This window comes from Neobacillus niacini, from assembly GCF_019749295.1.
Classification (GTDB): domain Bacteria; phylum Bacillota; class Bacilli; order Bacillales; family Cytobacillaceae; genus Neobacillus; species Neobacillus niacini_D.
Genome location: NZ_JACWFG010000024.1, coordinates 41,543 through 67,877, shown reverse-complemented (window position 1 = coordinate 67,877; position 26,335 = coordinate 41,543). Strand labels below are relative to the sequence as shown.

Genomic DNA, 26,335 nt, shown 5'->3' with positions numbered 1-26,335 from the left:
ACACGGAAGTTAAGCTTCTCAGCGCCGATGGTAGTTGGGACTTTGTCCCTGTGAGAGTAGGACGTTGCCAGGCTGTAATATTTTTTTTAAAAAGTGTGGATATATTATTTATTTTAACATATACTATATTAGTGCACTTAAAGATTCATTTTTACTGTCGCGGGGTGGAGCAGTCTGGTAGCTCGTCGGGCTCATAACCCGAAGGTCGCAGGTTCAAATCCTGTCCCCGCAATTATTAAGTTATTTTCGAGAGAACTACTTGAAAATACTTTGGTCTGGTAGTTCAGTTGGTTAGAATGCCTGCCTGTCACGCAGGAGGTCGCGGGTTCGAGTCCCGTCCAGACCGCCACTATATTTTTAAAATACGAAACTGAGTTTCGTTTTTTTTATGCCTTTTTTGCTTAAATGGCGGAGATTAGGTAAAATACATAGTGAATGGACATCCTTAGGAGCTATCCTAAGGTTTTTTTTTTCAAAAATAAGGTAGAATGTAGATAGCGATAGCTATTGAATAGTAAAAGGTGATTAGATGAAACAGTATGAAAAGAATACGATAGACCCTGCTGAAACGTTTCAGCTTGCTGCGAACCTCGCAGCATTGTTACAGCCTGGCGATGTGATCTGTCTAGAGGGAGACTTAGGTGCTGGTAAAACCACCTTCACGAAAGGGTTGGCAAAAGGACTAGACATTAAGAAAACCGTTAATAGTCCAACCTTTACCATCATAAAAGAGTACCATGGGAGGCTGCCGCTGTATCATATGGATGTATATCGAGTTGCCGATTCCTATGAGGATTTAGGGTTTGATGAATACTTTGAAGGGGATGGCGTAACTGTTGTAGAATGGGCTCATTTAATTGAGGAGCAGCTGCCAACAGAAACGTTAACCATCTACTTATATCATGAGGGATCAGAAAAAAGAAAAATTGTGTTCGCCCCAAAAGGGAAAAGATATGAGCAATTATGTAAGGAGATTTTTCTAAATGACCATACTAGCGATTGATACTTCTAATTATCCATTAGGAGTTGCGCTTATTGAGGATAATCAGGTACTTGGCGAATATATTACAAACTTAAAGAAGAATCATTCTATTCGTATTATGCCTGCCATTCAAACATTAATGAAGGATTGCGAAAGAGTCCCAGCACAGCTGACCAAAATAGTAGTTGCCAAAGGTCCTGGATCATATACGGGAGTACGAATTGGGGTTACGATAGCCAAAACAATGGCTTGGTCGTTAAAGATTCCATTAGTAGGAATTTCTAGTCTAGAGGTTATCGCGGCAGGGGCGGGAAGATATTTCGATGGTTATATTTCACCTTTAGTTGATGCAAGAAGAGGACAGGTTTATACAGGGCTCTATCAATACCAAAGCGGAGTTTTAACAATTGCTAAAGAGGACCGTTTGGTTTTATCAGCAGATTGGACAGCCGCATTAAAAGAAGAAATAAAAAAGCCTATTTTATTTGTTGGTAATGACCTGCCGCTTCATCGAGATGTAATAGAAGCAGCACTAGGTTCTCAGGCAAAGTTTGCTGCGATTACAGAGTATAATCCTCGCCCAGCTGAGCTTGCATTTTTAGGTAAAGATAAGCAGGGGGAAGACATACATTCCTTTGTTCCTAATTATATCCGTTTAGCAGAGGCAGAGGCGAAGTGGTTAGAGGCAAATGGAAAAACTATAAAAGGATAGGATTAAAGAGTTATGGTAGATTCTTATGTTTTTCGTTATATGAAGGAAGAGGATATCGATCAAATATTAGAGGTGGAGCATGCCTCTTTCGCTACACCATGGAGCAGAGAAGCTTTTTACAATGAGATTTATAACAATAAATTTGCTGTTTATATCGTCCTTGAAGAAGATCAGAAGATTATTGGTTATTGTGGTGCGTGGGTAGTGATTGATGAGGCCCATGTAACAAATGTGGCCATACTTCCTACCTATAGAGGCAGAAAGCTTGGAGAGGCAATCCTTCGTAAGATGATGTCTGTTGCTAAGGATATGGGTGCTAGGAGTATGACTCTTGAAGTACGGGTGACGAATCATGTTGCACAATCTCTTTACCGTAAGTTAGGTTTTCAAAATGGCGGAACTCGGAAAAATTATTATTCAGATAATCAGGAAGATGCATTAGTAATGTGGGTGAATTTATGATAAAAGATCAGTGGATTATGGGAATTGAAACAAGCTGTGATGAAACAGCCGTTGCCATTATCAAAAATGGCAGAGAAATTGCAGCCAATGTAGTGGCCTCACAAATTGAGAGTCATAAACGTTTTGGCGGTGTCGTACCTGAAATTGCTTCCCGTCATCATGTTGAACAAATCACGGTTATCATTGAAGAGGCTTTAAAGGAGGCAAACCTTACGCTTTCAGATTTGGATGCCATTGCAGTAACAGAAGGTCCTGGTTTAGTTGGTGCCTTGTTAATTGGAGTGAATGCAGCAAAAGCACTTGCATTTGCACATAGCATTCCACTTGTTCCCGTTCATCATATTGCGGGACATATTTATGCAAACCGGCTAGTAACAGAGCTTACCTTCCCTCTCCTCTCCTTAGTGGTGTCAGGAGGGCATACAGAGTTAGTTTATATGAAAGAACAGGGTCATTTTGAAGTTATCGGTGAAACAAGGGATGATGCTGCTGGTGAAGCGTATGATAAGGTAGCTAGAACCTTGAAACTGCCATATCCAGGCGGGCCGCATATCGACCGGCTTGCACAAGATGGCAGGGATACACTTGATTTACCTAGGGCTTGGTTAGAAGAAGGATCGTATGATTTTAGTTTCAGCGGATTAAAGTCCGCTGTTATTAATACGGTTCATAATGCTGAACAACGTGGTGAAACCATTGCCCCAGAAGATTTAGCAGCAAGTTTTCAGGAAAGTGTCATCGAGGTATTGGTGAAGAAGACGATAAAAGCAACAGATGAATACAAGGTTAAGCAAGTGCTTTTGGCCGGTGGAGTTGCTGCAAATAAAGGACTTAGAAGAACACTGGAAAAAGCTTTCTCAGAAAAGAACGATATTGAATTAGTTATTCCACCTTTGAATCTGTGTACAGATAACGCGGCAATGATTGCAGCGGCAGGAAGTATCATGTTTGAAAAAGGAATACGAGCAGACCTTTCATTAAATGCAAACCCAGGGTTAGATATTGAATTATACAATTAGATTTTAAGTCCTTCTGGATAAGAAGGGCTTTTTTTGTGGATAACTTTTTTTGAAAATTGTGTATTACGAGAATAATGTGGGTAAGTCACCTTTATTTTGTGGACAATGTGGATAAGTAGAGACTTTTTTGTGGATAATGTGGAAAAGTAGAAATAAGGTTATAGAAATAAGACTTTATATGTGTATAAGTTTGTGGAAAAGGAGTTTGGGGAAATATGTCGAAGAGTTTCCTGCGAACTTTGTCGGTTTTTAAGTGAAAATGTAGAGTCCCACTTAAGGTGAATTTTACAATACAACGAATATAGTAATTAAAAAGGGGAGGGTATATGAATGAAAAGGAAGTTCTTATTAGGGATATTCATGGTTCTCTTTTTTGGATTAACTGGCTGCAGTTTAGATATTAATATTTCGACAGATGATAAGAAGCCGGATGTAATCGATAATGGAAATAATCAAGAAAAGGAAGATAGTAAACAGTACGAAAATGAAGTCTTCAAGGAAGTTGTTGTTTCGAAATCGAATGGTGATATAACCGTGAAGGGAAAGGCTAGGGTTTTTGAAGGTGTTTTTCAATATGCAGTGATTTCTGGAAGTGAGATCTTACTAGAAAACCATTATCAAACAGATGGTGCGCCTGCATGGGGGAGCTTTGAAATAACGATTGATAAGGAGTTACTAGCAAAAGAAGAAGTTTCATTTGAGCTATTTGTGTATTCAGCAAAAGATGGGTCAAAAACAGATACCTTAAGAATACCAATTAAATAATAAAAGGGCTTGGATATTCGTATCCAGGCCCTTTGTATTAATCGGCTAATTCTGCCCACTCTTCCATTAATTGTTCAAGTTCAGTCTTTGCCTTTTCATTTAGTAAATTAATTTCAAGAACCTTCTCATGGTCCTGGAAAACTTCAGGTTCACAAAGCTTTTCCTCGTATTCTTGCGTGAGGGCTTCTAGTTCTTCTATCCGCATTTCAATTTCTTCTAATTTCCTTTTTCGCTGCCGCTCGAGTTTTTTACTTTCTTTATCTTGATGATAAGTCGAACGCTCCTGCACCACCGCTTGAGTTTGTTTCTTATTAAGAGATGCGGCTTCTAACGCCTTTAGTTCTTCCTCTTCAAGCTTTTTCTCTAGATAATAGTCGTAGTCCCCAAGATACTCAGAACTGCCCTTTGCACTAAGCTCCAATACCTTTGTTGCGATTCTGTTAATAAAGTAGCGATCATGTGAGACAAAAAGAATCGTACCTGGATAGTCGACTAAGGCATTTTCAAGAACTTCCTTGCTATCTAGATCCAGATGATTCGTAGGCTCGTCCAATATTAAAACATTTGCTTTCTCCAGCATTAATTTGGCTAGTGCCAGTCTTGCCTTTTCACCGCCGCTTAATGTAGAAACAATTTTTAATACATCATCACCAGAAAACAGGAAGTTACCTAAGACTGTCCGGATTTCCTTTTCACTTTTTAATGGCCATTCATCCCATAGCTCATTAAGAACTCGCTTATTAGAGGTCAATTCTGCCTGCTCCTGGTCGTAGTAGCCAATTGCTAGATTTGCACCATATTGAATCGTACCAGCCAAGGCAGGAAGTTTTTTAATAATGGTTTTTAGAAGGGTAGATTTCCCTATTCCGTTAGGGCCTACTAAAGCAATACTTTCACCGCGATAGGCCCTGAAAGTAATCATTTCTGAAACCTTTTGTCCACTATAACCAACTGCTAGTGAATCGACAGCGAGAACGTCATTTCCGGTTTGTTTCTCTATTTCAAAAGAGAAGGTGGCAGACTTTTCATCTCCTAGAGGCCGGTCCATCAAGTCCATTTTCTCAAGCTTTTTACGCCGGCTTTGAGCGCGTTTGGTTGTTGAAGCTCGTGCCAGGTTACGCTGGATAAAATCTTGGAGATCAGCAACTTCTTGCTGCTGCTTTTCATAGAGCTTCAAATCCCGCTCGTAATTAGCAGCCTTTTGGTCTAAGTAAGAGCTGTAATTTCCAATGAATTTTTGAATTTGCTTCCGTGAAACTTCATAGACCTGTGTAACGACTTTATCTAGAAAGTACCGGTCATGGGATACGATTAAGATAGCCCCATCATAACCTTGAAGATATTGCTCAAGCCATGTAAGGGTATCAATATCAAGATGGTTTGTAGGTTCATCGAGAATCAATATATCAGGCTTCGTTAAAAGCAGCTTGCCCAATGCCAGACGTGTTTTCTGACCACCGCTTAAGCTGGATATCATTAAGGAGCTATTATGAAAATTTAATCCGTGAAGAATGGAGCGAATATCAGCTTCATATTGATAACCGCCCTGTTCCTTAAATTTCACTTGTAATTGATCATATTCTTTTAAAATTCGATCGTAGCTGCTAGTATTCTCCATGGCAGCTGGATCCGACATGGCAGTCTCTAATTGTCGAAGTGAGGATTCCATACCTCTTAATGAATCGAAAACAGTTAACATTTCATCCCATATCGACAAATTGGATTCTAAACCGGTATTTTGAGCTAGATAGCCAATACTAACTCCTTTTGGTTTAATAATTTCTCCGCCATCATGTGACAGATGCCCGGCTATTATTTTGAGCAGTGTCGATTTCCCTGCACCGTTACGCCCCACAAGAGCAACACGGTCCCGCGTTTGTAACTCTAGTTTTATATTCGATAAAATAAGGTCTGCACCATAGTATTTTGCTAGTTGATTAACCTGTAATAATATCATTGTTTTCACCTCTATTACTAAAATAAGTGTACCTTATTCCAACAAAGTCGGCAATAAAGTGTCCTGTATTGGGGAAAATAAGAGAATATCCTGAAAGAAAAAAATGTAAATTTTTTTTATCATTAGTTCAAAGTTTCACAGACAAATTGAGAAAAATAGTGTATTATTTTGTGGGAGGATTATATTTATGTCTGAATTTACTCATTTTAACGAAGAAGGAAGAGCAAAAATGGTTGACGTCAGTGACAAGCCAGAAACAGCCCGTACGGCAATAGCTCATTCCAGCATTACTGTTAGTAACGAAATATACGAGAAAATAACAAATAATGAAATGAAAAAAGGCGATGTTCTTGCTGTAGCCCAAATAGCTGGTGTTATGGGGGCAAAGAAAACCTGGGATCTAATCCCTATGTGTCATCCCATTCCTCTAACAGGAGTAAATATAACCTTCTCTTGGGAAAAAGAAAATGATACTGCTTATACATTAAATATTGCCGCTGCTGTAAAAACCAAGGGACATACAGGTGTTGAAATGGAAGCGCTAACAGCTGCTTCCACTTGTGCATTGACTGTCTATGATATGTGTAAGGCAGTCGATAAAGGCATGGTAATCGGAAAAACCTATTTGGTTGAAAAAACCGGTGGAAAAAATGGAGATTTCCATAGAACGGAACAGGTTAGATAAATTAACAATTTATAGGGGGTGGGAGAATATGAGCAATGAGACAATGAAAATACCACAAGCGACAGCAAAACGGCTGCCCTTATATTATCGATTTTTAAAGAATCTGCATTCTTCCGGTAAACAGAGGGTGTCTTCCGCAGAATTAAGTGAAGCCGTGAAGGTTGATTCGGCAACCATACGCCGGGATTTTTCCTATTTCGGAGCCTTGGGGAAAAAGGGTTATGGTTATAATGTCAATTATTTATTAACCTTCTTTCGGAAAACACTAGACCAAGATGAATTAACAAAGGTAGCTTTAATCGGGGTAGGTAATCTAGGTACAGCATTTTTAAATTACAATTTTTTAAAGAATAATAATACAAAAATTGAATGTGCCTTTGATGTGGATCCGGATAAGATGGGGACCACGATTCGTGATGTACCGGTATTTCATATGGATGAATTAGAGAAAGTATTAGGCAATGATGAAATTCATGTTGCCATTCTTACCGTCCCTGCTCCCGTAGCACAGGTTATTACTGACAGACTTGTAAAATCCAATATTAAGGCGATATTAAATTTCACTCCTGCCAGATTAAATGTGCCGCCATCTATTCGTGTCCATCATATTGACTTGGCTGTCGAATTACAATCACTTATTTACTTCCTGAAGCACTACCCAACAGAGGAAACAGAAGAATAAGAGTAAAAGACCTTCTCACTCTAAAAAAGTGAAAAGGTCTTTTTTGTCGGATAAAAAAGGAATTGAAATCTTTACTTGCGTAACAGTGTTATGTTACATTGGTTTTAGAAAGGGGTTATCACAATGAACGAGGAGTTAATTTCAAAAAAAGACTTATTGGACTTGGCCGGAATCTCTTATGGACAGCTATATAGATGGAAACGAAAAGACCTTATTCCTGAAGATTGGTTTATTAGGAAATCAACGTTCACAGGACAGGAAACCTTTTTTCCTAAAGATAAAATTTTAGAAAGAATAAATAAGATACAAACGATGAAAGAGAATCTTTCTTTAGATGAGTTAGCAGATATGTTTTCTCCAAATATAAGTGATTTACAGCTTGAGGCAGATGAAGTAGTTGGTCGTAACATTGTTTCAAAGTCAGTCATGGATTTTTATCTTGAAAATGAAAAGGGAAATCATCAATTTCATTTCTCAAGGCTGCTTGAGGTTTTTGTTCTAGAAAAGCTGCTTCAATCAGGTGAAATTAATCTGGATGAAGCAAAAATGCTTTTACAGGTGTTAATGGACAACAGGGACCAGGTAAAGCAAAAAAGTGCAGATTTGGTGGTAACAAGGAAATTAGGACTTTCTAGCTGTTTATTATTGATTAATAACGAAGGGTTTTATTTTGATAAGGGGACAAAAATAGCAGCTCATGTTTCATTAGTGTCTTGTATGGAAGAAATCAAATCGAAATTAGGATAAAGGGGACTAAACAATGGAAACGAAAAAGAGGGGAGACCTAATCATTAATGGTTTTGGGTCATCCAATGGAGGACAATTCAATCAGGTCATCGTAAATGGAAAAGGAACGGTAAATAGTGATATTGATTGTGAAAAATTTGAATGCAGTGGGACAGGAACCGTTAATGGAAACATTGTTTCACAATCTGCAAAGATAAGTGGAAATGGGAAGGTAAATGGCAGTATCGAAAGTCAATACCTATCCATTGATGGCAGTGCGAAGGTAGCCAATAATCTAATCGTAAAAAAATTGAATATTGCAGGAAAAGCCTATGTAGGCGGGAAAATTAAAAGCGATGAGCTAAAACTAAGAGGCAAGATTACAGTGGAAGAAGATTGTGAGGCGGAAGTGATTAAAGCTGAATCACAATTTACTATAGGCGGGTTACTAAATGCTGATTTAGTAGACATTACTATATTTGCAAATTGTAAAGCAAAAGAAATTGGCGGGCAAACGATTCTCATTAAGCAAAAGTCTTCTCTTCTTCGGCTATTCAAAGGATTCATTCCTACCCAGTTAGAAACAGAATTAATTGAAGGAGATAAGATTGAGATTGAAAATACTAAGGCGGGTATGGTTCGGGGAAACCATGTATCAATAGGTCCTAACTGCATTATTGACGTTGTTGAACATTCAGGGGAATTATTGATGGCTGAAAATACAGTTGTAAGGGAAATTCGAAAGGTGTAAGGGGGAAGCGAAATGACAAAAGGTCAAAATCTTACGATAAATGGGTCTGGCACTTATCCTGGCGGTCAATACGACAAAATCAGTATTCGGGGCGATGGTACGATTAATAGTGATGTAGAATGTTCTTCCATTCATATCTATGGAACCAGTGAGGCCTTGGAAAATGTTAAGACAGAATCGGTTAAAGTATTTGGTGAGGCAGAGGTAAAGGGGAACATTGAATGTGATGAAATGCTGGTTATGGGCACAATGGAAGTTGGCGGTAAAGCAGCATTGAAGAATATGAAAATTCTTGGGACGCTTGAAGTGGGAGAACATTTAATGGGTGAAGGTGCAAATGTGAAAGGAAGTATTTCAGTCAACGGTGATGTCGAGTTTGAAACCTTTGAATCGTCAGGAGGTTTTGAAATCAAGGGTCTGCTTAATGCTGATGTGATAAAAATTTCCCTGCGCTTTGGGCAAAGTTCTGCTGAGGAAATTGGCGGGGGATATATAAATGTTAAGAAGAAGAATTCTTTCCTGCCATTTGGGAAAGAGACTGGGACACTTAGTGTGAAAATAATCGAAGGCGATGAAATATTTTTAGAAAATACAACTGCAGATATCGTTCGCGGAAAAAAGGTAGTGATTGGGGAAGGCTGCCAAATTGGAACTGTAGAGTATACAACTGATCTAAGCCAGGATAAACATTCAACGATAAAAACGAAAACAAAGCTATAGTAAAAGGGCCTAGTAAGAAGGCCCTTTTTTCACTGCTTTTTAATTTTGTCTTTATACCTATAGTAAAAGAAGATAATTCTTAAGCCAGATCCGAAGTCAAAGGTGGCTAGTAAAACGAGCAGATAGCTGAAGAAACCCCAGCCGTTTTGCGTGACATCCTCGACAGCAAAATAAGTAAATAAACAACCAAGCACAATATAAATAAATCCGGAAAACAAGGGTGAACGTCTCATAGAAAGCCTCCGATAAAGTTTTGGATACCCTCAGCCTCACGGATGATTTTTTCAATATCATCCCGATAAACTGACTGCATGACGACAACTAATGTATTCATGGCCACATGAGCAAAAATAGGCACAAGGATATGTTTGGTTTTTACATAAAGAAAAGCAAATGTGAAGCCCATCGCTGAATAGAGTAATATATGCTCCGGCTCCATATGAGCTAAGGCAAATATCACCGAGCTAATAAGTGCTGAGAAAAAAAAGTTAATCCGTTTATGAAGAGTACCGAAAATAATCTTCCGGAAAACAATTTCCTCTAATATCGGTCCGATGACTGAGCTTACTACCATGGCGAGTGGAAGGGATTCAATGATGTTTAGGATTTGCTGAGTATTTTCTGAGCCCATTTCAACTCCAATAAGCCGTTCGATATTAGCGGCTAGAGATTGGGCAAATAATGCCAGAAAAACACCAAATACTGCCCAGGTAACAGAATACCCAAAGGAACTGCCTCTTTCATTCAATCCTGGTTTCTTCATTTCCTTTCTTAATAGGAAAAGAATAATAAGTAGTGCTAGAGTAAAGCTGAAAATTAACCAATAGGGAACAACATGCCCTTGATTCAGCCCTAAATATCCAAAGAGAAACATCAGCCCGGGAATACCGATTAGGCTTGATAGCTGCATTGCAATATAGACAATTAAAATAATCCAATATTCTCTTTTCAAATTGTTTTTCTCCTTTAGAAAGCCTTCATAAATATTCTAACCTATTCTCCATTCTACTAATAAAAGTAAGGTTGTTTCAATTTTAAAGATTATCTTTAAAAACTATGTATATTCTTGCGGGCAAACCGCATACTTGTAAGGTTGTAAAAAATTTTAAAAAAGTTAGCTTGATACTTGCAAATTTTATAAGCATTTATTATGATAATAATTGTGTTAGCACTCAAGTTAAGAGAGTGCTAATAAGTCAGAATTACATATCTATTTGAGGAGGTTGTTTGATTTGTTAAGACCACTAGGTGATCGTATTGTCATTGAGCTTGTTGAATCAGAAGAAAAAACTGCAAGCGGTATCGTTTTACCGGACTCTGCTAAGGAAAAGCCTCAAGAAGGAAGAGTTGTTGCCGTAGGTACTGGTCGTGTGCTTGAAAGTGGCGAACGCGTTGCTCTTGAAGTTTCTGTAGGCGATCGTATTATCTTCTCAAAATACTCTGGTACAGAAGTGAAGTTTGAAGGAAATGAATATTTAATTTTACGTGAAAACGATATCCTTGCTGTTGTAGGCGAATAAGGATTTTTTAAAATCAATCATTAGTCTAAAAAATACGAGGAGGTTTTTTGAACATGGCTAAAGAAATTAAATTTAGTGAAGATGCACGCCGCGCAATGCTACGTGGAGTTGATGCATTAGCAGATACAGTAAAAGTTACACTTGGACCTAAAGGACGTAACGTCGTTCTTGAGAAAAAATTTGGTTCACCACTTATCACAAATGATGGTGTAACCATTGCAAAAGAAATCGAATTAGAAGATGCATTCGAAAACATGGGTGCTAAACTAGTTGCTGAAGTTGCAAGCAAAACAAATGATGTTGCTGGTGACGGTACTACAACTGCAACTGTTCTTGCTCAAGCGATGATTCGTGAAGGCTTAAAGAACGTAACTGCTGGTGCAAACCCAATGGGTATCCGTAAGGGTATTGAAAAAGCAGTTAACGTAGCGGTTGAAGGATTAAAAGCAATTTCTAAACCAATCGAAGGCAAAGAGTCTATCGCACAAGTTGCTGCTATTTCTTCTGATGATAAAGAAGTAGGTCAATTAATTGCTGAGGCTATGGAGCGCGTTGGTAATGATGGTGTTATCACTATTGAAGAATCAAAAGGCTTCACAACTGAGTTAGATGTAGTAGAAGGTATGCAATTTGACCGTGGATACACATCTGCTTACATGGTAACAAACACAGACAAAATGGAAGCTGTATTAGAAAATCCATATGTCTTAATTACTGACAAGAAAATCTCAAGCATCCAGGAAATCCTTCCTGTTCTTGAGCAAGTTGTTCAACAAAGCAAGCCGTTGTTATTAATTGCTGAAGATATCGAAGGTGAAGCACTTTCTACTTTAGTATTAAACAAACTTCGCGGAACATTCAATGCAGTTGCTGTTAAAGCTCCTGGCTTTGGTGACCGTCGTAAGGCAATGCTTGAAGATATCGCTGCTTTAACTGGCGGTGAAGTAATCACTGAAGAGCTTGGCCGTGAATTGAAAACTGCAACAATCGCATCTTTAGGACGCGCTTCTAAGATCGTTGTTACAAAAGAAAACACAACAATCGTAGAAGGTGCAGGAGATACAGCTGCAATCGCTTCTCGTGTAAACCAAATCCGTGTTCAATTAGAAGAAACTACTTCTGAATTTGACCGTGAAAAATTACAAGAGCGTCTAGCGAAATTAGCTGGCGGTGTAGCAGTAATCAAAGTTGGTGCTGCAACTGAAACTGAATTAAAAGAGCGCAAACTTCGCATCGAAGACGCTTTAAACGCAACTCGTGCTGCGGTTGAAGAAGGTATCGTATCCGGTGGTGGTGTTGCCCTTCTTAACGTATACAACAAAGTGGCTGAAATTCAAGCTGAAGGCGATGTAGCTACCGGTATTAACATCGTGTTACGTGCGATTGAAGAGCCTGTACGTACAATCGCTCACAATGCTGGTCTTGAAGGATCTGTAATTGTTGACCGCTTAAAGCGCGAAGCAGTTGGAACAGGCTTCAACGCTGCTAGCGGTGAGTGGGTAAACATGATCGAAGCTGGTATCGTTGACCCAACTAAAGTAACTCGTTCAGCACTTCAAAACGCTGCATCTGTAGCGGCTATGTTCTTAACAACTGAAGCAGTTGTTGCTGACAAGCCAGAACCAGCTGGTCAAGGCGGCATGCCTGACATGAGCGGTATGGGTGGAATGGGCGGCATGATGTAATCTGCCCCAAATATAAAAAAAGAAGCTTTTCAAAAGTTCACTGAACTTTTGGGAGGCTTCTTTTTTTATTTCTTGTGATAGTCCAATTATCCCGATAAGGAGTGTGAAAACCGGCCCTATTCGTCCACGCGTGTATCATTTTTTAATTTTTTTAAATATTGTAAAAAAATCCAGCGTATGTTAATTTATTTGTATGTTAGGTTACCTTACATCATATGTTATATAAAGTGCAACTTGAGGTATATTGAAGGAAGGGGTGAAATAAATGAAGCTTACTTCGCGGGAAATGGAGAAATTGATGGTGGTTGTAGCTGCTGATTTAGCACGACGCAGGCAAAAACGAGGATTGAAGCTTAATTATCCAGAGGCAATAGCTATTATTACATATGAAGTCCTTGAGGGTGCGCGAGATGGAAAGACGGTAGCTCAGTTAATGCAGTATGGTGCCACGATATTATCAAGGGAAGATGTAATGGTGGGTGTTCCTGAAATGATTCATGATATTCAGGTGGAGGCAACTTTTCCGGATGGGACAAAGCTTGTGACGGTGCATGACCCAATTCGGTAATAAGAGGAGGAGTAGTGAATGATTCCTGGTGAGTATGTGTTGAAAAAAGAAGTGATTGTATGCAACGCAAATAAACAATCGAAGAAAATTCAAGTTCTCAATAGAGGAGACCGTCCGATTCAAATAGGATCGCATTTTCATTTCTTTGAAGTCAATTCAGGTTTACACTTTGACCGTGAACAAGCCTTTGGAATGCACATTAATATTCCTGCAGGTACTGCTGTACGTTTTGAGCCTGGAGATCAAAAGGAGGTAGAGCTTGTTCCGTTTTCAGGCGAACAAAAGGTCTACGGTTTAAATAACAAAACAAATGGTCCTGTAGGAAAAGAGGTAGAATAATGAGCTTTAAAATGTCCAGAAAGCAGTATGCTGATATGTTTGGTCCAACAGTCGGGGATGCCGTCCGTTTGGCGGATACTGAACTATTTATTGAGATCGAAAAAGATTATACAACATATGGAGACGAAGTGAAGTTTGGCGGGGGCAAGGTTATCCGGGATGGAATGGGGCAGCATCCCTTAGCAACTAGTGCCGAGAGTGTCGATTTAGTATTCACCAATGCCATTATTCTCGATTATACAGGCATTTATAAAGCTGATATTGGTGTGAAGGATGGTTATATTGCTGCTATTGGTAAAGCGGGAAACCCATTATTGATGGACAATGTTGATATTGTTATTGGTGCTTCTACTGAAGTAATCGCTGCAGAGGGAAAAATAGTAACTGCGGGTGGGATTGATGCCCATATTCATTTCATTGCTCCTCAGCAGATTGAGACTGCCCTTTCCTCTGGGATTACGACAATGTTAGGTGGAGGTACAGGTCCTGCAACAGGAACAAATGCAACAACTTGTACACCGGGACCATGGAATATCCATGGGATGCTTCTTGCTGCAGAAGAATATCCTATGAATCTAGGATTCTTAGGAAAGGGAAATTCTTCAGATGAAAAACCTCTTATTGAACAGGTAGAAGCAGGAGCTATTGGCTTAAAGCTTCATGAAGATTGGGGAACAACTGCCGCAACGATTGATACTAGTTTAAAAGTAGCGGATCGATTTGATATTCAAGTTGCTATCCACACAGACACCTTAAATGAAGGAGGGTTTGTGGAAGATACCTTAGCTGCTATTGATGGCCGTGTTATCCATACATACCATACTGAGGGTGCTGGAGGTGGGCATGCTCCAGATATTATTAAAGCAGCTGGATATTCTAATATTCTTCCTTCCTCTACAAATCCAACCCGTCCATTTACAGTAAACACACTTGAAGAACACCTAGATATGCTGATGGTTTGTCATCACTTGGATCCGAGTGTTCCGGAGGACGTTGCCTTTGCGGATTCAAGAATTAGAAAGGAAACAATTGCGGCTGAAGATATATTACACGACCTAGGTGTGTTCAGTATGATTTCATCAGACTCGCAGGCGATGGGGCGTGTGGGTGAGGTGATTTCCCGTACATGGCAAACAGCGGATAAAATGAAGAAGCAACGAGGCAAGCTGCAAGAGGACCTCACAGTAGGAGATAACTTTCGGGTAAAAAGATATATTGCCAAATACACCATTAACCCAGCCATTGTACATGGTATTTCGGAATATGTGGGATCTGTGGAGGCTGGTAAATTTGCAGATTTAGTTGTATGGGACCCTGCATTTTTTGGGGTGAAACCAGATCTTATTCTAAAAGGCGGGATGATTGCGCATAGTATAATGGGTGATCCAAACGCGAGTATTCCTACTCCTCAGCCTGTCTTATATCGCCCGATGTTTGCAAGTCATGGAAGCTTGAAATATCGAACATCCATAACGTTCGTTTCTAAGGCTGCATATGAAAACGGCGTTCATAAGAAGTTAGGACTTCAAAAAGAAATTAAGTGTGTTTCAGGAATCCGGAAAATATCAAAAAAATCAATGGTATTTAATGATGCAACACCAAATATTGAAGTTGATCCGCAAACATACGAAGTTCGTGTGGACGGGGAATTGATTACATGTGAACCAGCTGAGGTTGTTCCAATGGCCCAGCGTTATTTCTTATTTTGAGGTGAAGGATATGATAATTGAAAAAGTGCTAGGTAATGTCTCGACGATTGAAAAAAGAACTTCACATGTTGAACGTGTTTATTTGGAAAGTGATTTATTGGTCAAAAGAATCCAGCGTGTAATTACAGACCATGGGAGAGAAATTGGAATTCGTCTAAAGGATAATAAAGATTTGGCTGATGGTGATATTCTTCATATGGATGAAAAAAATATGATTGTTATTTCGGTGAAAGAGGATGATGTGTTAGTGATTATGCCAACTTCGATTGGACAAATGGGTGATATTGCACATCAGTTAGGAAATCGCCATCTTCCAGCCCAATTTGAAGGTGATGAAATGTTGGTTCAGTATGATTACCTTGTCGAGGAATTACTTAGACAGGGAAAGGTGCCTTATAAACGAGAGAATAGAAAAGTAGGTCAGGCGTTTCGTCATATAGGACATAGTCATGGATAATGATTTAATTCCTTTACTACAATTATGTGATTCTAATTTTCCTTCTGGGGCATTTTCGCACTCATTTGGATTAGAAACATATATCCAAGAACAAGTTATTGTAGATAAGGAAAGCTTTAAAACTGCCATTTCTACCTTTGTTGATAAACAATTAGTCTTCTCAGATGGACTTGCTTGCAGACTATCCTATGAAATCTTGGAATCTAGCAGAGGTATGAATGAGCTGCTCGAAATTGATCGCCTATTGTATGTGTCGAGTCTTGCGAAGGAAACAAGAGAGGGTAATCGCAGGATTGGGGAACGAATGGCGAAGCTGTGTATGGAATTATACTCTTCAACTACCTTAGGGGAGTATCTCCATTTTATAAAAAATAAACAGGGCTACGGTCATTCGGCACTTGTGTTTGCGTTTGTTGCACATCACTTGCAGATTGATAAGGAGAAAATTCTTTCAGCATACCTATTTGCCTCTGTGTCATCACTTATTCAAAATGCAGTTCGAGGTGTGCCGCTAGGTCAAACAGATGGTCAAAAGCTATTGGTCGAAATGCAGGTAAAGATTCACGAGGCCAAAAATAGAATTATGAAGCTAACAAAGGATGATTTAGGTGCGGTAAGCCCGGGTTTAGAAATTGCGCAAATGCGTCATGAGAGGCTGCCTGTACGATTATTTATGTCTTAATTAAAACTTATGAAGGAGAGCTGCAGATGGAACCGATACGAATTGGAGTTGGTGGTCCTGTTGGGGCCGGTAAAACAATGCTAGTCGAAAGATTAACGCGGGCATTAAATGAAGAGCTTAGTATGGCGGTTGTTACAAATGATATTTATACAAAAGAAGATGCAAATTTTTTAATTAAAAATGGAGTATTGCCTGAGGACCGTGTTATTGGTGTGGAAACTGGAGGATGCCCTCATACAGCTATTCGTGAAGATGCATCTATGAACTTTGCGGCCATTGATGAGCTAACAGAACTGCATCGGGATTTAGAATTGATTTTTGTGGAAAGTGGTGGTGATAATTTAGCTGCAACCTTTAGTCCGGAGTTGGTCGACTTTTCCATATATATCATCGATGTTGCCCAAGGGGAAAAAATCCCTAGAAAAGGAGGGCAGGGAATGATTAAATCAGATTTATTTATTATAAATAAGATTGATTTAGCTCCATATGTGGGGGCGAGTCTAGAGATTATGGAAAGCGATACGATTGCTGCGAGAGGGGAAAAGGCATATATCTTCACGAATTTGAAGGATGGAACGGGTTTAGATAAGGTAATTGATTGGATTAAAAAGAATGCATTATTAATGGGATTAGGTTCATGAGCTACACAGGAGTTTTAGATCTTTTCGCCTCTAAAAAGAATGAAAAAACGATTATCTCATCGTGCTATTATGAGGGTGCCTTAAAAATAGCACGTCCAATCTACCTTGAGGAAGATTCGCCTTCTATCTATCTCATTCATGTTGGTGGAGGGTATGTTAATGGAGATTCTTATTTCACTCAAATACAGGTAGATGACAATGCTCATCTCCTAGTTACTACACAATCGTCAACGAAGGTTTATAAAACTCCTACAGAACCTGTACGTCAGCAAACAAAAATAAAACTGGGATTTGGAAGTATACTAGAGTACATTCCAGATCCTTTGATTGCGTATGAAGACGCTCGTTTTATACAAGAAACAGAGGTTGAGATAGAACGTGATTCATGTTTTTTTTATAGCGATATCATTACTCCTGGCTGGGCAAAAGATGGGAGTTTTTTTAAATATGAATGGATTCGGTCCAAACTTAAGATTTATAGAGATGGACAGCTCGTGTTATTTGATCATCTTTTTTTAGAACCTGATCCTCAAATGAACGGAATCATGCAAATGGAAGGATATACCCATATAGGTACATTCATTCTTATTCATGAGCAGGTGAATAAAAAGTTTTTAGATATGCTTTATTCTCACCTTATTGAAACCTTTCCCAATGTTCATTTAGGATTATCAGCATTACCTGATCAAGGGGGGATTCTGCGATTATTAGCAAATCATTCTGGAATCATTGAAGCAATCATAGCAGAAGCCCAGACATATAGCAGGCGCGTGTTATTAAATAAAGAATCCATTCTTTGGAGGAAGTATTAGAAATTAACAGAGAATGCTTAAAATAGGTTGTAAGATAAAGCACTTGTTGTCTAATTAGGCATCAAGTGTTTTTTTGATTTTGGTAAAACCAAAAACCATGTCACATTACCTTACATGTTAGTGGAACATCATTTGCAGTGTTGTTATTATTTAGTTGTCAGAAAATTTTACATATTTAAATGGGGGGTTAAAAAAATGAAAGTAAAACCGTTTTATCTTTTTTTACTAATGGTAGCTTTTACAACGATCATTGCAGCGTGTTCAGGAGGTAATGGTGCATCCACCCCGGAAGAGGGAAGCTCTGGATCAACAGAAGGTACGTCTGGTTCAGATGATGAAGATGTGATTGAAGTAGGAATCCTACATTCTTTAAGTGGAACCATGGCGATCAGTGAAACATCTGTACATGATGCAGAATTATTAGCAATAAACGAAATTAATGCAAACGGAGGCGTTTTAGGTAAGCAAATTAAGCCAGTTATTGAGGATGGCGCATCAGATTGGCCAACATTTGCAGAGAAAGCGAAGAAATTATTACAGCAAGATAAGGTTGCAGCCATATTTGGGGGCTGGACGTCTGCGAGTCGTAAAGCAATGCTTCCGGTGGTAGAAGAAAGTAATGGGTTACTATGGTATCCAGTTCAATATGAAGGAATGGAAAGCTCTCCGAATATCTTTTACACTGGTGCTGCGCCAAACCAACAAATTGTTCCTGCTGTAGATTGGTTACTAGAAAATCGTGGTACAAAGTTTTACTTATTAGGATCAGATTATGTATTCCCAAGAACAGCAAATGCAGCAATTAAAGCACAACTTGAAGATGCGGGTGCAGATTTAGTTGGTGAGGAATATACACCACTCGGGCATACAGACTATAACACAGTCATTGCGAAAATAAAAAGTGAAAAACCAGATGTGATTTTCAATACGTTAAATGGTGATAGTAATGTTGCATTCTTTAAACAATTAAAGGATGCAGGTATTACGTCAGAAGATATTACTGTGCTTTCAGTTAGTGTAGCTGAAGAAGAAGTCCGAGGTATTGGTGCAGATGTTATTGCAGGTCATTTAACGAGCTGGAACTACTATCAAACTACTGAAACTCCTGAAAACAGTGAGTTTGTCGAAGCCTACAAAGCAGCTTATGGAGAAGATCGTGTAACAGCAGATCCAATTGAAGCAGGTTATTTTGGTGTTTATTTATGGGCTGCTGCAGTAGAAAAAGCTGGAACAACTGATGTGGATGCTGTAAAAGAAGCTGCTAAGGAATTAGAATTCCAGGCACCAGGTGGTCTTGTAAAGGTTGATGGTGAAAACCAGCATGTTTATAAGACAGTAAGAATTGGTGAGGTACAGGGTGATGGACAAATTAAAGAGCTATGGAATTCAGGTGAACCGGTAAAACCAGATCCATTCCTAAAGGGATTTGATTGGGCAAGCGGGTTAGCTGAAAGCTTAGGACAGTAGTCATTTTTACTAATGGCTTTTACAGCCCTTTATAATTAAATTAGGTAGAGGTTTGATTAGCCTCTATCTACTTTTTTTCTTTTTCGATTATAAAAGAATAATTGTTTGATATTTACGATACTCGTTTTGTAGAAAGGAGCAAGGATATGAGTGGTACAATATTAACTCTTTTCAATGGATTAAGCCTTGGTTCCATTTTATTATTAATTGCTCTAGGGCTTGCTGTTACCTTCGGATTAATGAAGGTTATTAACATGGCTCATGGAGAGTTAATTATGATTGGAGCATATGTAACATATGTGATTCAATCCCTTTTTTTAAAGTATGTTCCAGAATCATTTTTTGATCTTTACTTTTTGTTATCCATACCTATCGCCTTTTTAATTGCTGCAGGATTTGGCATTTTACTAGAAGTATCGTTGATTCGATTTTTATATAAACGTCCATTAGATAGCTTACTGGCAACATATGGTGTTGGTTTAATGCTTCAACAATTAGCAAGATCGATTTTTGGTGCGCCTAATGTTGGTGTACAGAGTCCTGGCTTTTTAAATGGAGGACTTACGATAGGTAATCTTGTTTTACCATACTCACGCATTTTTATTTTAAGTCTTTCAATTTTATGTCTTGTTGCTATTTTTCTTTATTTTTATCGGACGGCGAATGGCAGAAGAGTTCGTGCTGTTATGCAAAATAGACAAATGGCAGAATGCTTAGGTGTTCAAACAAGAAGGGTCGATTTAGGGACTTTTGCGATTGGCTCAGGCTTTGCTGGCATTGCAGGCTGTGCCTTAACCTTATTAGGTCCAATTGGTCCAACAATTGGGACCTATTATATTATCGATGCTTTTATGGTAGTAGTCGTTGGCGGAGTTGGTGCTCTTATAGGAGCAGTGGTTGGTGCATTTGGAATTGGATTTTTCAATACCATCTTTGAATTTTTCACTTCAGCAACAATCGGGAAAGTACTGGTATTTATGCTAATTATCGCATTTTTACAATGGAGACCATCTGGACTTGTAAGTTCTCGATCAAGAGCACTTGACGAATAGATAAGGAGCGGTGACTTTATGGGGAAAATAATGAATCAATCGATATTTAATAAAAAAAATCTTCTATTGTTAGGTTTTATCGTGTTACTTATAGCGCCCTTATTTCTAACAGATTTCCGTCTAAATCTTCTCGGTAAATACTTAGCTTTTGCTATTTTAGTCATTGGTTTGGACTTGTTATGGGGGTATACAGGTGTACTGAGTTTAGGACACGGGATTTTCTTTGGAATTGGTGCATATGCAATGGGGATGTATTTAAAGTTAGAGGCCGCAGGGACTACTAAACTCCCTGATTTTATGGCATGGAGTGGGGTGCAAGAGCTTCCATTCATTTGGGTACCATTTCAAAATCCAATCCTGGCAATCATATTAGGAATTTTCATTCCCGTAATGATTGCATTGTTACTTGGACTGTTAACGTTTCGTAATCGTATTAATGGAGTTTATTTCACCATCTTATCTCAAGCATTAGTCGTTGTGGTTGTCACTCTTTTTGTAGGGCAGCAAGGTTTAACTGGTGGAACAAATGGCTTGACGAGTTTCAATACAATTTTTGGATTTTTGTTAGCATCGACAACAACACAGACTGTTATTTATCTTATTACAGCTGCTGTTCTGGCAATGGTTTATTTTGCTAGTAAAGTGCTGATTAACGGACGCTTAGGGCAGGTGTTAATCGGTATTCGAGATGGGGAAAATCGTCTTCGGTTTTTAGGATATGATCCTGCCATCTTCAAAACCTTTATTTATGCTTTATCGGCTGGAATTGCGGGATTAGCTGGGATGTTATTTGTTCTTCAGGTAGGAATTATTTCACCAACCATGATGGGAATTATTCCTTCTATTGAAATGGTGTTATGGGTTGCATTAGGGGGACGTGGTACACTGATTGGTCCAGTGCTAGGAGCAATTTTAGTAAACTGGGCAAAAACAACCTTCAGTGAGTCCTACCCAGATATTTGGTTATATTTCTTAGGACTAATGTTCGTTATTGTCGTTGTGTTTTTACCAGACGGTTTGATGGGACTATTTAAGAAATTCCAAAAAAGGTGGAGTGGTTTACATGATAAGCAGCCAAACAGTACTAGAGTCGAAAAAAATTACAGTTGAATTTAGTGGATTTAAAGCAATTAGTAATTTGGATTTTAAGGTAACAAATAATAAAGTTCACTTCTTGATTGGACCAAATGGGGCAGGCAAGACAACTTTATTAGATGTTATTTGTGGGAAAACTCAAGTAAGTCAAGGAAAGGTTGTGTATATGGAGGATCAAAATCTAGTGAAACTAAAGGATTTTAAAATCGTCCACATAGGAATATCTCGGAAGTTCCAAACTCCTTCCATTTTTCAAAACTTAACTGTGTATGATAATTTAATCATTGCCTTAAAGCAGGATAAGGGACTTTGGGCAACAATTACAGCAAAAATAACAAAAAACCAACAAAAAGATATAGAGGAAATGCTTCATTTAACCGGATTAATAGATGAAAAGGATCAGCAGGCAGGAGCTCTATCACATGGGCAAAAGCAATGGTTAGAAATTGCGATGGTTTTATTACAGGATCCAGGTCTAGTGTTACTAGATGAACCTATTGCAGGAATGTCTAAAGATGAAAGAATGAAGACAGGAGAAATGATTCGTGAAATCGCAAAGGATCGAACAGTATTAATTGTTGAGCATGATATGGACTTTGTAAAAGAGTATGCAGATATCGTGACAGTGATGCATGGTGGCCAATTACTTTGTCAAGGTTCAATGGAAGAGATTCAAAATGATCCTCGGGTTCGTGAAGTATACCTTGGACGAAAGGAGGATTAATTAAATGCTAGAACTGGAAAATTTACAGGTTGGTTACGGTGAAAGCATGGTGGTAAGGAATATACAGCTAAAGGTAAAGGAAAGCCAAGTGGTTTGTATTATGGGACGAAATGGTGTTGGTAAAACAACATTAATAAAGGCCATTATGGGAATTTTATTACCGAAAAGCGGCAATATTCTTTTTAAAAATGATAATATCACAAAAAAAAGCCCTTCCCATCGTGCAAGAAAGGGGATTGGTTACGTTCCACAAGGCAGAGAGATTTTTCCGAAGCTTACTGTTTATGAAAATTTATTAATCGGTCTAGAAGCAAGTGGCGGGACAAAGAAGAACTTGATTCAAGAGGATATCTATGAATATTTTCCAATCTTAAAGGAATTTAAGAATCGAAATGGCGGGGACTTAAGTGGAGGTCAACAGCAGCAGCTAGCTATAGCCAGAGCTTTAGTTTCTAACCCATCGTTCTTGCTATTGGATGAACCGACAGAAGGGATTCAACCTAATATTGTTGCAGATATTCAAAGAGTTATTCGGGATATTAAAGAAAAGAATAAGACATCCATGATTTTAGTAGAACAAAATTTAGACTATGCGAAAAGTGTAGCAGATTACATTTATGTCGTTGATCACGGATCAATCGTGTATGAGAGCTCAGTAGATGAGTTAAAGGATGAAGACGTATATCGGTACTTGAGTGTTTAAGAATCTTGAAAATGCTAACATTTTCTTGAAAAAGGGTATTAATTAGAGGCTTGCCATGAGTTCTTTGAACTTTTGGGAAGCCTCTTTATTCATCTCTTTTGTTAGTTCAGGATTTAGCTCTGCTTTTTTCAATAAGTGTCTCAGACGTTTCTCTAATTTTTTATATAAATCGGGTAACCAGGTAGTTCCTAATCAAATAATCATCGGTGAGTTTTTGGATAATCATCCAAGGTCAAAATAAAATCTACCAGCACATCCCGATATTCTCTCACAGAATCGACAAAAACCATTTCGTTCTCCCCGTGCCAGTCGCTGCCAACGGGGCCAAATTCTACGGCTGAACCTCCGTACTTGTTGAAAAACTGTCCATCGTTGGAACCATGCTGACCGAATATGGTTACTTTTTCGAGCTGGGTAATTCGTTTAATTGATTCGCCCAATGCTTTTACATAAGGATTGTCTGCTTTTGTTTTGACAGGATTATTGAACATATGGATTGTTACTGTAGCATCTGTTATTGCCTGGATCTGATGAACAATATCCTCCGGAGACTGGTCTGGCAGATATCTGATATCCAGGGACATTTCACATAAATCAGGTACCTTATTATACACAGTTCCTCCTTGGATCTTTGCAAGATTGATAGATGGCTTAGTAAACATAGGGGAGCTTTCTTGTGCAAAAGGAAGCTCTAAAATATCTTCAAAGAGGTTAATCGCCTTGGTTATGGCATTCGTGCCTTCCCATGGACGACTCCCATGGGCTGATTTCCCCTGAACAGTAATATCGAGTTGAAGCACGCCTTTCGATTGGATCGCAATCCCCATATTTGTTGGCTCACCACAAATAATAAAATCTCCCAAGTAGCCATTTTTCGTTAAATATTTGGTTCCGTTAATGCCGCCGGTCTCCTCATCTGGAACAATTTGAAGCATGACCCTGGATGTTAAGTCCCTGTCTTTCAATTGTGCTGATGCCGCCATAAAAGCAGCCACGCCTGCTTTCATATCCACTGTACCGCGGCCATACATTTTTCCATCTTTGATATAGGGTTGGAACTGTCTTTCCTCCGCTTCAATGACATCGATATGTCCGTTTAATACAACCGTATGATCACCTTGCCCAATTTCACAAACGAGCATGTGAAACCCATTATTCTCTATTCTTTTAACGGGGAGGCCTTGGTCTGTTAACCATTGTTCACAATAAGCAATCGCTTTGTTCGCACCTGCTTTTGTAGAGCTGTTTATTTTTATTAGTTCTTCTAATAAGGGGATTGGATCGCCCATTTTATCCATCCTCCATTTTTTTAAGTTTGATTAAACGTTTTACTTTCAATGTTATTCTTAAAGTACTTCCATCACATTTTGTTTATCTATCGAAACAACAGTGTCATGTCGTGCTAGCTCTATATCAGGTTTTTGACGCAGCCATTCCTCTTGTACCTGTTTACCGGCAGTTAACGCAATGATTGCCGCTGGAATATCCGCTCCTGCTGAATGGGTAAAAGCATAACCGCCGCCAAAGCGGGGGTTGATGTCAATAATGTAATGATCGGTACCATTGAAATAAACATCAGTGTTCATATAGCCTGCATGGCCAAAGCCTTTACCTAATCGCTGTGCGATTTCTGTTAATTCCGGGACATTGACCGTAATGCACCGATCGATATCTCCGCCCCTCATACCTAGTTGCTTTCGAGCAAATGAAGTAAGAAAGCGGCCATTTAAATCGTTAAACATATCCAAACTAAATTTCTCACCTTCAATCACTTCCTGAATAATGACGTTGTCCTCCGGTCCTCTGGATGTGTCGCCATCCAATGGACTTTCCTTAATCTTTCGAACGACAAGCTGATAGGCAAATTCCATATCCTCTACATTATCGATAATTTCAACACCTATTGAGGCCGAACCGTTACGGGGCTTCACGATTAACGGAAAGGATACTTCTTGTTTTTCCAATGCCTTCTTCGCATCTTCAACATTGAGGTAGGAAAGCGGAGTCTTAACGCCAAACGGATCAAGCAGCTCCCGGTAATTTCCCTTGTCCCGTACCTTTTCGACAATATTTAAATACGGCGCAAACACCGATACACCTAGTTTCTCCAGTTCTTTTTTGTGTGCAGCTATTTGAGGCACTTCCCAATCATTCAATGGGACAAGACAGTCCACATGATGTTTCTTACAAATTTCCATAATTGATTCAATATAATTTGAATCCGTTTGCTGTGGAATTACATAGTTTTCGTCTCCTGCTTGGAGCGATGGGGCATTATATTCAGGGTCAGCAGTAATTACTTTCCCTTCGATACCAGCATTTTTTAAAGCATCCTGAAAAAATCCTACAAAGTCTATTCTTCTTGCAGTTGATGTCAATAAGATATTCAATTTTAATCTACTCCTCACTGTTTAAATAAGTTGCTAGAAAACAAGATACTAATATTTACCCGTCATGTTAAAATTTAACCCTGCTTTCTAGTAATAATTCTTTACGAGTGAATGTTTCATACTTATTATCAAAGGTTATATAATACTAAACGATAGATCTGAGGTGAAAAATATGAGTAGTAAAGATAATAAATCACCAAAAGAGAAAAAACAAAATACGGCTGAAAAGTTAGAAGGTCAGGAATTTGTTGATGAAATACCGTTAGAAGATTTGAAGATAGAGATGGAAGATGAAAGGGAAAAATATAAGACTAAGGATGATTCACAAAGTGAACGAAAGTATAAATGATAAACTGGCAAAGTTGTCAGAGAATTTGTCCGTGTAAATCTACATTAGAATAAGATAGATAATGGAGAAGGCCTTTCATCAGTTTATTAAACTGTTGGAAGGTCTTTTCCTTCTGGGAAAAAACGTCAATCCCCCAGTTTGCTAAAGTACTAATGCAGCGGGGGACTGACACACTAGCGCCTAATAGACAAACTCTTTAGACACTATCCATTAGAATCTATCAATATTCACACTATTGCTGTCAGTAGTGGCTTTTTCAGCTAGAAGCAGAATCATTCCGGAGTTTATATCCTGTTCATACTTTAATGCATCTGCTTCACTAATACCTTGAGCAATCAAATGATCATAATAGGTATTTCTGCCGTCAGCTTGGGCGGTATTATCCACAAACGGGGTAAACAGGCTTGCTAAGAACCCTAGGTGCTCTTCTGATGGTGGATTATTCTTTGTGGTTATCTCCTGGGAAGCCGCCCCTGTTTCCTCTTTGATGGTGGAAGGGATATCTGCTGTATTGGCAATAATTGAAAAGTCTTTCCTGGAATATCCTTCATTTTGGAATACCTCAATGGCCAGAATTACTTCATCACTGGAATTATAAACCCCTAAAACTGTTTTACTCATAGTGATAGCCTCCATTTCCCTTTTTGTTTGCTGATAATGCATACAAAATATACTTACCCG

Annotated in this window: 31 protein-coding genes and 2 tRNA genes; 27 read left to right on the top strand and 6 right to left on the bottom strand. The window is 38.7% G+C overall.

The window, feature by feature from the left end:
* The first annotated feature begins 158 nt into the window (after positions 1-158).
* From H0184_RS24595 to H0184_RS24565, 7 genes are all read left to right on the top strand, one after another.
* A tRNA-Met gene (locus H0184_RS24595) sits at positions 159-232 on the top strand.
* 40 nt (positions 233-272) lie between these two features.
* A tRNA-Asp gene (locus H0184_RS24590) sits at positions 273-349 on the top strand.
* 180 nt (positions 350-529) lie between these two features.
* Positions 530-1,003, top strand: coding sequence for a tRNA (adenosine(37)-N6)-threonylcarbamoyltransferase complex ATPase subunit type 1 TsaE (gene tsaE, locus H0184_RS24585; RefSeq protein ID WP_221829450.1), 474 nt, complete (start codon positions 530-532; stop codon positions 1,001-1,003).
* On the top strand, positions 984-1,694 hold the full coding sequence (tsaB, locus tag H0184_RS24580) for a tRNA (adenosine(37)-N6)-threonylcarbamoyltransferase complex dimerization subunit type 1 TsaB (RefSeq protein ID WP_221829447.1): 711 nt from the start codon (positions 984-986) through the stop codon (positions 1,692-1,694). Before tsaE ends, tsaB begins: the two co-directional genes overlap by 20 nt.
* Positions 1,695-1,706: 12 nt before the next feature.
* Positions 1,707-2,156 carry a ribosomal protein S18-alanine N-acetyltransferase gene (gene rimI, locus H0184_RS24575; protein ID WP_221829445.1) on the top strand — a complete coding sequence of 150 codons (450 nt, stop codon included), beginning with the start codon at positions 1,707-1,709 and terminating at the stop codon, positions 2,154-2,156.
* Complete coding sequence (tsaD, locus tag H0184_RS24570) at positions 2,153-3,175, top strand: tRNA (adenosine(37)-N6)-threonylcarbamoyltransferase complex transferase subunit TsaD (RefSeq protein ID WP_221829443.1); 1,023 nt, start codon at positions 2,153-2,155, stop codon at positions 3,173-3,175. Before rimI ends, tsaD begins: the two co-directional genes overlap by 4 nt.
* 330 nt (positions 3,176-3,505) lie before the next feature.
* Positions 3,506-3,940 carry a Gmad2 immunoglobulin-like domain-containing protein gene (locus tag H0184_RS24565; protein WP_221829442.1) on the top strand — a complete coding sequence of 145 codons (435 nt, stop codon included), beginning with the start codon at positions 3,506-3,508 and terminating at the stop codon, positions 3,938-3,940.
* 37 nt (positions 3,941-3,977) lie between these two features.
* On the opposite strand, the gene H0184_RS24560 is transcribed toward H0184_RS24565, so the two are convergent.
* A complete protein-coding gene (locus H0184_RS24560) occupies positions 3,978-5,897 on the bottom strand; it encodes an ABC-F family ATP-binding cassette domain-containing protein (protein WP_221829440.1) in 1,920 nt (639 codons plus the stop codon).
* Between the two features lie 187 nt (positions 5,898-6,084).
* On the opposite strand from H0184_RS24560, the gene moaC reads away from it, so the two are divergent.
* The 5 genes from moaC to H0184_RS24535 all read left to right on the top strand — a co-directional run bounded on the left by moaC (position 6,085) and on the right by H0184_RS24535 (position 9,461).
* Positions 6,085-6,582, top strand: coding sequence for a cyclic pyranopterin monophosphate synthase MoaC (gene moaC / locus H0184_RS24555; protein ID WP_221829437.1), 498 nt, complete (start codon positions 6,085-6,087; stop codon positions 6,580-6,582).
* A 28-nt stretch (positions 6,583-6,610) separates the two neighbouring features.
* Entirely contained in the window at positions 6,611-7,264 is a 654-nt protein-coding gene (locus H0184_RS24550; protein ID WP_221829435.1) for a redox-sensing transcriptional repressor Rex, read from the top strand.
* A gap of 123 nt (positions 7,265-7,387) precedes the next feature.
* Positions 7,388-8,011, top strand: coding sequence for a YhbD family protein (locus H0184_RS24545; protein WP_221829433.1), 624 nt, complete (start codon positions 7,388-7,390; stop codon positions 8,009-8,011).
* A gap of 13 nt (positions 8,012-8,024) precedes the next feature.
* Positions 8,025-8,741 (top strand): polymer-forming cytoskeletal protein, encoded by a 717-nt coding sequence (locus H0184_RS24540; protein ID WP_221829431.1) that lies wholly within the window; start codon positions 8,025-8,027, stop codon positions 8,739-8,741.
* A 12-nt stretch (positions 8,742-8,753) separates the two neighbouring features.
* The gene (locus H0184_RS24535) at positions 8,754-9,461 is read left to right on the top strand and encodes a cytoplasmic protein (RefSeq protein ID WP_221829428.1); all 708 of its coding nucleotides are present in this window, start codon (positions 8,754-8,756) and stop codon (positions 9,459-9,461) included.
* A 29-nt stretch (positions 9,462-9,490) separates the two neighbouring features.
* On the opposite strand, the gene H0184_RS24530 is transcribed toward H0184_RS24535, so the two are convergent.
* Positions 9,491-9,694 carry a YdiK family protein gene (locus H0184_RS24530; RefSeq protein WP_221829427.1) on the bottom strand — a complete coding sequence of 68 codons (204 nt, stop codon included), beginning with the start codon at positions 9,692-9,694 and terminating at the stop codon, positions 9,491-9,493.
* Complete coding sequence (locus H0184_RS24525; protein ID WP_221829424.1) at positions 9,691-10,413, bottom strand: CPBP family intramembrane glutamic endopeptidase; 723 nt, start codon at positions 10,411-10,413, stop codon at positions 9,691-9,693. The genes H0184_RS24530 and H0184_RS24525 overlap by 4 nt, the downstream gene beginning before the upstream one ends.
* Positions 10,414-10,693: 280 nt before the next feature.
* Between H0184_RS24525 and groES the strand changes: the two genes are divergently transcribed.
* From groES to urtE, 14 genes are all read left to right on the top strand, one after another.
* Positions 10,694-10,981 (top strand): co-chaperone GroES, encoded by a 288-nt coding sequence (groES, locus tag H0184_RS24520; protein ID WP_090765908.1) that lies wholly within the window; start codon positions 10,694-10,696, stop codon positions 10,979-10,981.
* 53 nt (positions 10,982-11,034) lie between these two features.
* The gene (gene groL / locus H0184_RS24515) at positions 11,035-12,666 is read left to right on the top strand and encodes a chaperonin GroEL (RefSeq protein WP_221829422.1); all 1,632 of its coding nucleotides are present in this window, start codon (positions 11,035-11,037) and stop codon (positions 12,664-12,666) included.
* A gap of 265 nt (positions 12,667-12,931) precedes the next feature.
* Positions 12,932-13,234 (top strand): urease subunit gamma, encoded by a 303-nt coding sequence (locus H0184_RS24510; RefSeq protein ID WP_221829420.1) that lies wholly within the window; start codon positions 12,932-12,934, stop codon positions 13,232-13,234.
* A gap of 18 nt (positions 13,235-13,252) precedes the next feature.
* Entirely contained in the window at positions 13,253-13,573 is a 321-nt protein-coding gene (locus tag H0184_RS24505; protein WP_221829418.1) for an urease subunit beta, read from the top strand.
* Positions 13,573-15,282, top strand: coding sequence for an urease subunit alpha (gene ureC / locus H0184_RS24500; RefSeq protein ID WP_221829417.1), 1,710 nt, complete (start codon positions 13,573-13,575; stop codon positions 15,280-15,282). Before H0184_RS24505 ends, ureC begins: the two co-directional genes overlap by 1 nt.
* Before the next feature lie 10 nt (positions 15,283-15,292).
* The gene (ureE, locus tag H0184_RS24495; protein ID WP_221829415.1) at positions 15,293-15,739 is read left to right on the top strand and encodes an urease accessory protein UreE; all 447 of its coding nucleotides are present in this window, start codon (positions 15,293-15,295) and stop codon (positions 15,737-15,739) included.
* Entirely contained in the window at positions 15,732-16,421 is a 690-nt protein-coding gene (locus tag H0184_RS24490) for an urease accessory protein UreF (RefSeq protein ID WP_221829413.1), read from the top strand. The genes ureE and H0184_RS24490 overlap by 8 nt, the downstream gene beginning before the upstream one ends.
* Before the next feature lie 26 nt (positions 16,422-16,447).
* Positions 16,448-17,062, top strand: a complete 615-nt coding sequence (gene ureG, locus H0184_RS24485) for an urease accessory protein UreG (RefSeq protein ID WP_221829411.1) — start codon at positions 16,448-16,450, stop codon at positions 17,060-17,062.
* A complete protein-coding gene (locus H0184_RS24480; RefSeq protein WP_221829402.1) occupies positions 17,059-17,874 on the top strand; it encodes an urease accessory protein UreD in 816 nt (271 codons plus the stop codon). Before ureG ends, H0184_RS24480 begins: the two co-directional genes overlap by 4 nt.
* Positions 17,875-18,069: 195 nt before the next feature.
* Positions 18,070-19,341: an urea ABC transporter substrate-binding protein gene (urtA, locus tag H0184_RS24475; RefSeq protein WP_221829400.1), complete on the top strand. Its 1,272-nt coding sequence runs from the start codon at positions 18,070-18,072 to the stop codon at positions 19,339-19,341.
* 146 nt (positions 19,342-19,487) lie between these two features.
* Positions 19,488-20,393 (top strand): urea ABC transporter permease subunit UrtB, encoded by a 906-nt coding sequence (gene urtB, locus H0184_RS24470; RefSeq protein ID WP_221829398.1) that lies wholly within the window; start codon positions 19,488-19,490, stop codon positions 20,391-20,393.
* Positions 20,394-20,411: 18 nt separating this feature from the next.
* Positions 20,412-21,503, top strand: a complete 1,092-nt coding sequence (gene urtC / locus H0184_RS24465) for an urea ABC transporter permease subunit UrtC (protein WP_221829396.1) — start codon at positions 20,412-20,414, stop codon at positions 21,501-21,503.
* A complete protein-coding gene (gene urtD / locus H0184_RS24460) occupies positions 21,457-22,212 on the top strand; it encodes an urea ABC transporter ATP-binding protein UrtD (RefSeq protein WP_221829394.1) in 756 nt (251 codons plus the stop codon). Before urtC ends, urtD begins: the two co-directional genes overlap by 47 nt.
* Before the next feature lie 4 nt (positions 22,213-22,216).
* Complete coding sequence (urtE, locus tag H0184_RS24455) at positions 22,217-22,915, top strand: urea ABC transporter ATP-binding subunit UrtE (protein ID WP_221829392.1); 699 nt, start codon at positions 22,217-22,219, stop codon at positions 22,913-22,915.
* 200 nt (positions 22,916-23,115) lie between these two features.
* On the opposite strand, the gene H0184_RS24450 is transcribed toward urtE, so the two are convergent.
* Complete coding sequence (locus H0184_RS24450) at positions 23,116-24,204, bottom strand: M20 family metallopeptidase (protein WP_221829390.1); 1,089 nt, start codon at positions 24,202-24,204, stop codon at positions 23,116-23,118.
* Between the two features lie 57 nt (positions 24,205-24,261).
* On the bottom strand, positions 24,262-25,305 hold the full coding sequence (locus H0184_RS24445; protein ID WP_221829388.1) for an ATP-grasp domain-containing protein: 1,044 nt from the start codon (positions 25,303-25,305) through the stop codon (positions 24,262-24,264).
* A 172-nt stretch (positions 25,306-25,477) separates the two neighbouring features.
* On the opposite strand from H0184_RS24445, the gene H0184_RS24440 reads away from it, so the two are divergent.
* Positions 25,478-25,654, top strand: a complete 177-nt coding sequence (locus tag H0184_RS24440) for a hypothetical protein (protein WP_221829386.1) — start codon at positions 25,478-25,480, stop codon at positions 25,652-25,654.
* Between the two features lie 210 nt (positions 25,655-25,864).
* Here the strand turns inward: H0184_RS24440 and H0184_RS24435 are convergent, their stop codons facing one another.
* The gene (locus tag H0184_RS24435) at positions 25,865-26,275 is read right to left on the bottom strand and encodes a general stress protein (RefSeq protein WP_221829384.1); all 411 of its coding nucleotides are present in this window, start codon (positions 26,273-26,275) and stop codon (positions 25,865-25,867) included.
* Between the last annotated feature and the right edge of the window lie 60 nt (positions 26,276-26,335).

Coding starts and splice junctions, on each gene's coding strand:
- H0184_RS24560 (WP_221829440.1), bottom strand. CDS start 5,897: ATGATATTATTACAGGTTAATCAACTAGCAAAATACTATGGTGCAGAC.
- ureG (WP_221829411.1), top strand. CDS start 16,448: ATGGAACCGATACGAATTGGAGTTGGTGGTCCTGTTGGGGCCGGTAAA.
- H0184_RS24435 (WP_221829384.1), bottom strand. CDS start 26,275: ATGAGTAAAACAGTTTTAGGGGTTTATAATTCCAGTGATGAAGTAATT.
- H0184_RS24490 (WP_221829413.1), top strand. CDS start 15,732: ATGGATAATGATTTAATTCCTTTACTACAATTATGTGATTCTAATTTT.
- H0184_RS24535 (WP_221829428.1), top strand. CDS start 8,754: ATGACAAAAGGTCAAAATCTTACGATAAATGGGTCTGGCACTTATCCT.
- urtC (WP_221829396.1), top strand. CDS start 20,412: ATGGGGAAAATAATGAATCAATCGATATTTAATAAAAAAAATCTTCTA.
- urtE (WP_221829392.1), top strand. CDS start 22,217: ATGCTAGAACTGGAAAATTTACAGGTTGGTTACGGTGAAAGCATGGTG.
- H0184_RS24530 (WP_221829427.1), bottom strand. CDS start 9,694: ATGAGACGTTCACCCTTGTTTTCCGGATTTATTTATATTGTGCTTGGT.
- moaC (WP_221829437.1), top strand. CDS start 6,085: ATGTCTGAATTTACTCATTTTAACGAAGAAGGAAGAGCAAAAATGGTT.
- groL (WP_221829422.1), top strand. CDS start 11,035: ATGGCTAAAGAAATTAAATTTAGTGAAGATGCACGCCGCGCAATGCTA.
- ureE (WP_221829415.1), top strand. CDS start 15,293: ATGATAATTGAAAAAGTGCTAGGTAATGTCTCGACGATTGAAAAAAGA.
- tsaE (WP_221829450.1), top strand. CDS start 530: ATGAAACAGTATGAAAAGAATACGATAGACCCTGCTGAAACGTTTCAG.
- urtB (WP_221829398.1), top strand. CDS start 19,488: ATGAGTGGTACAATATTAACTCTTTTCAATGGATTAAGCCTTGGTTCC.
- H0184_RS24550 (WP_221829435.1), top strand. CDS start 6,611: ATGAGCAATGAGACAATGAAAATACCACAAGCGACAGCAAAACGGCTG.
- H0184_RS24450 (WP_221829390.1), bottom strand. CDS start 24,204: ATGGGCGATCCAATCCCCTTATTAGAAGAACTAATAAAAATAAACAGC.
- ureC (WP_221829417.1), top strand. CDS start 13,573: ATGAGCTTTAAAATGTCCAGAAAGCAGTATGCTGATATGTTTGGTCCA.
- H0184_RS24505 (WP_221829418.1), top strand. CDS start 13,253: ATGATTCCTGGTGAGTATGTGTTGAAAAAAGAAGTGATTGTATGCAAC.
- H0184_RS24510 (WP_221829420.1), top strand. CDS start 12,932: ATGAAGCTTACTTCGCGGGAAATGGAGAAATTGATGGTGGTTGTAGCT.
- H0184_RS24440 (WP_221829386.1), top strand. CDS start 25,478: ATGAGTAGTAAAGATAATAAATCACCAAAAGAGAAAAAACAAAATACG.
- H0184_RS24545 (WP_221829433.1), top strand. CDS start 7,388: ATGAACGAGGAGTTAATTTCAAAAAAAGACTTATTGGACTTGGCCGGA.
- urtD (WP_221829394.1), top strand. CDS start 21,457: ATGATAAGCAGCCAAACAGTACTAGAGTCGAAAAAAATTACAGTTGAA.
- tsaD (WP_221829443.1), top strand. CDS start 2,153: ATGATAAAAGATCAGTGGATTATGGGAATTGAAACAAGCTGTGATGAA.
- tsaB (WP_221829447.1), top strand. CDS start 984: ATGACCATACTAGCGATTGATACTTCTAATTATCCATTAGGAGTTGCG.
- urtA (WP_221829400.1), top strand. CDS start 18,070: ATGAAAGTAAAACCGTTTTATCTTTTTTTACTAATGGTAGCTTTTACA.
- H0184_RS24480 (WP_221829402.1), top strand. CDS start 17,059: ATGAGCTACACAGGAGTTTTAGATCTTTTCGCCTCTAAAAAGAATGAA.
- H0184_RS24565 (WP_221829442.1), top strand. CDS start 3,506: ATGAAAAGGAAGTTCTTATTAGGGATATTCATGGTTCTCTTTTTTGGA.
- H0184_RS24540 (WP_221829431.1), top strand. CDS start 8,025: ATGGAAACGAAAAAGAGGGGAGACCTAATCATTAATGGTTTTGGGTCA.
- rimI (WP_221829445.1), top strand. CDS start 1,707: ATGGTAGATTCTTATGTTTTTCGTTATATGAAGGAAGAGGATATCGAT.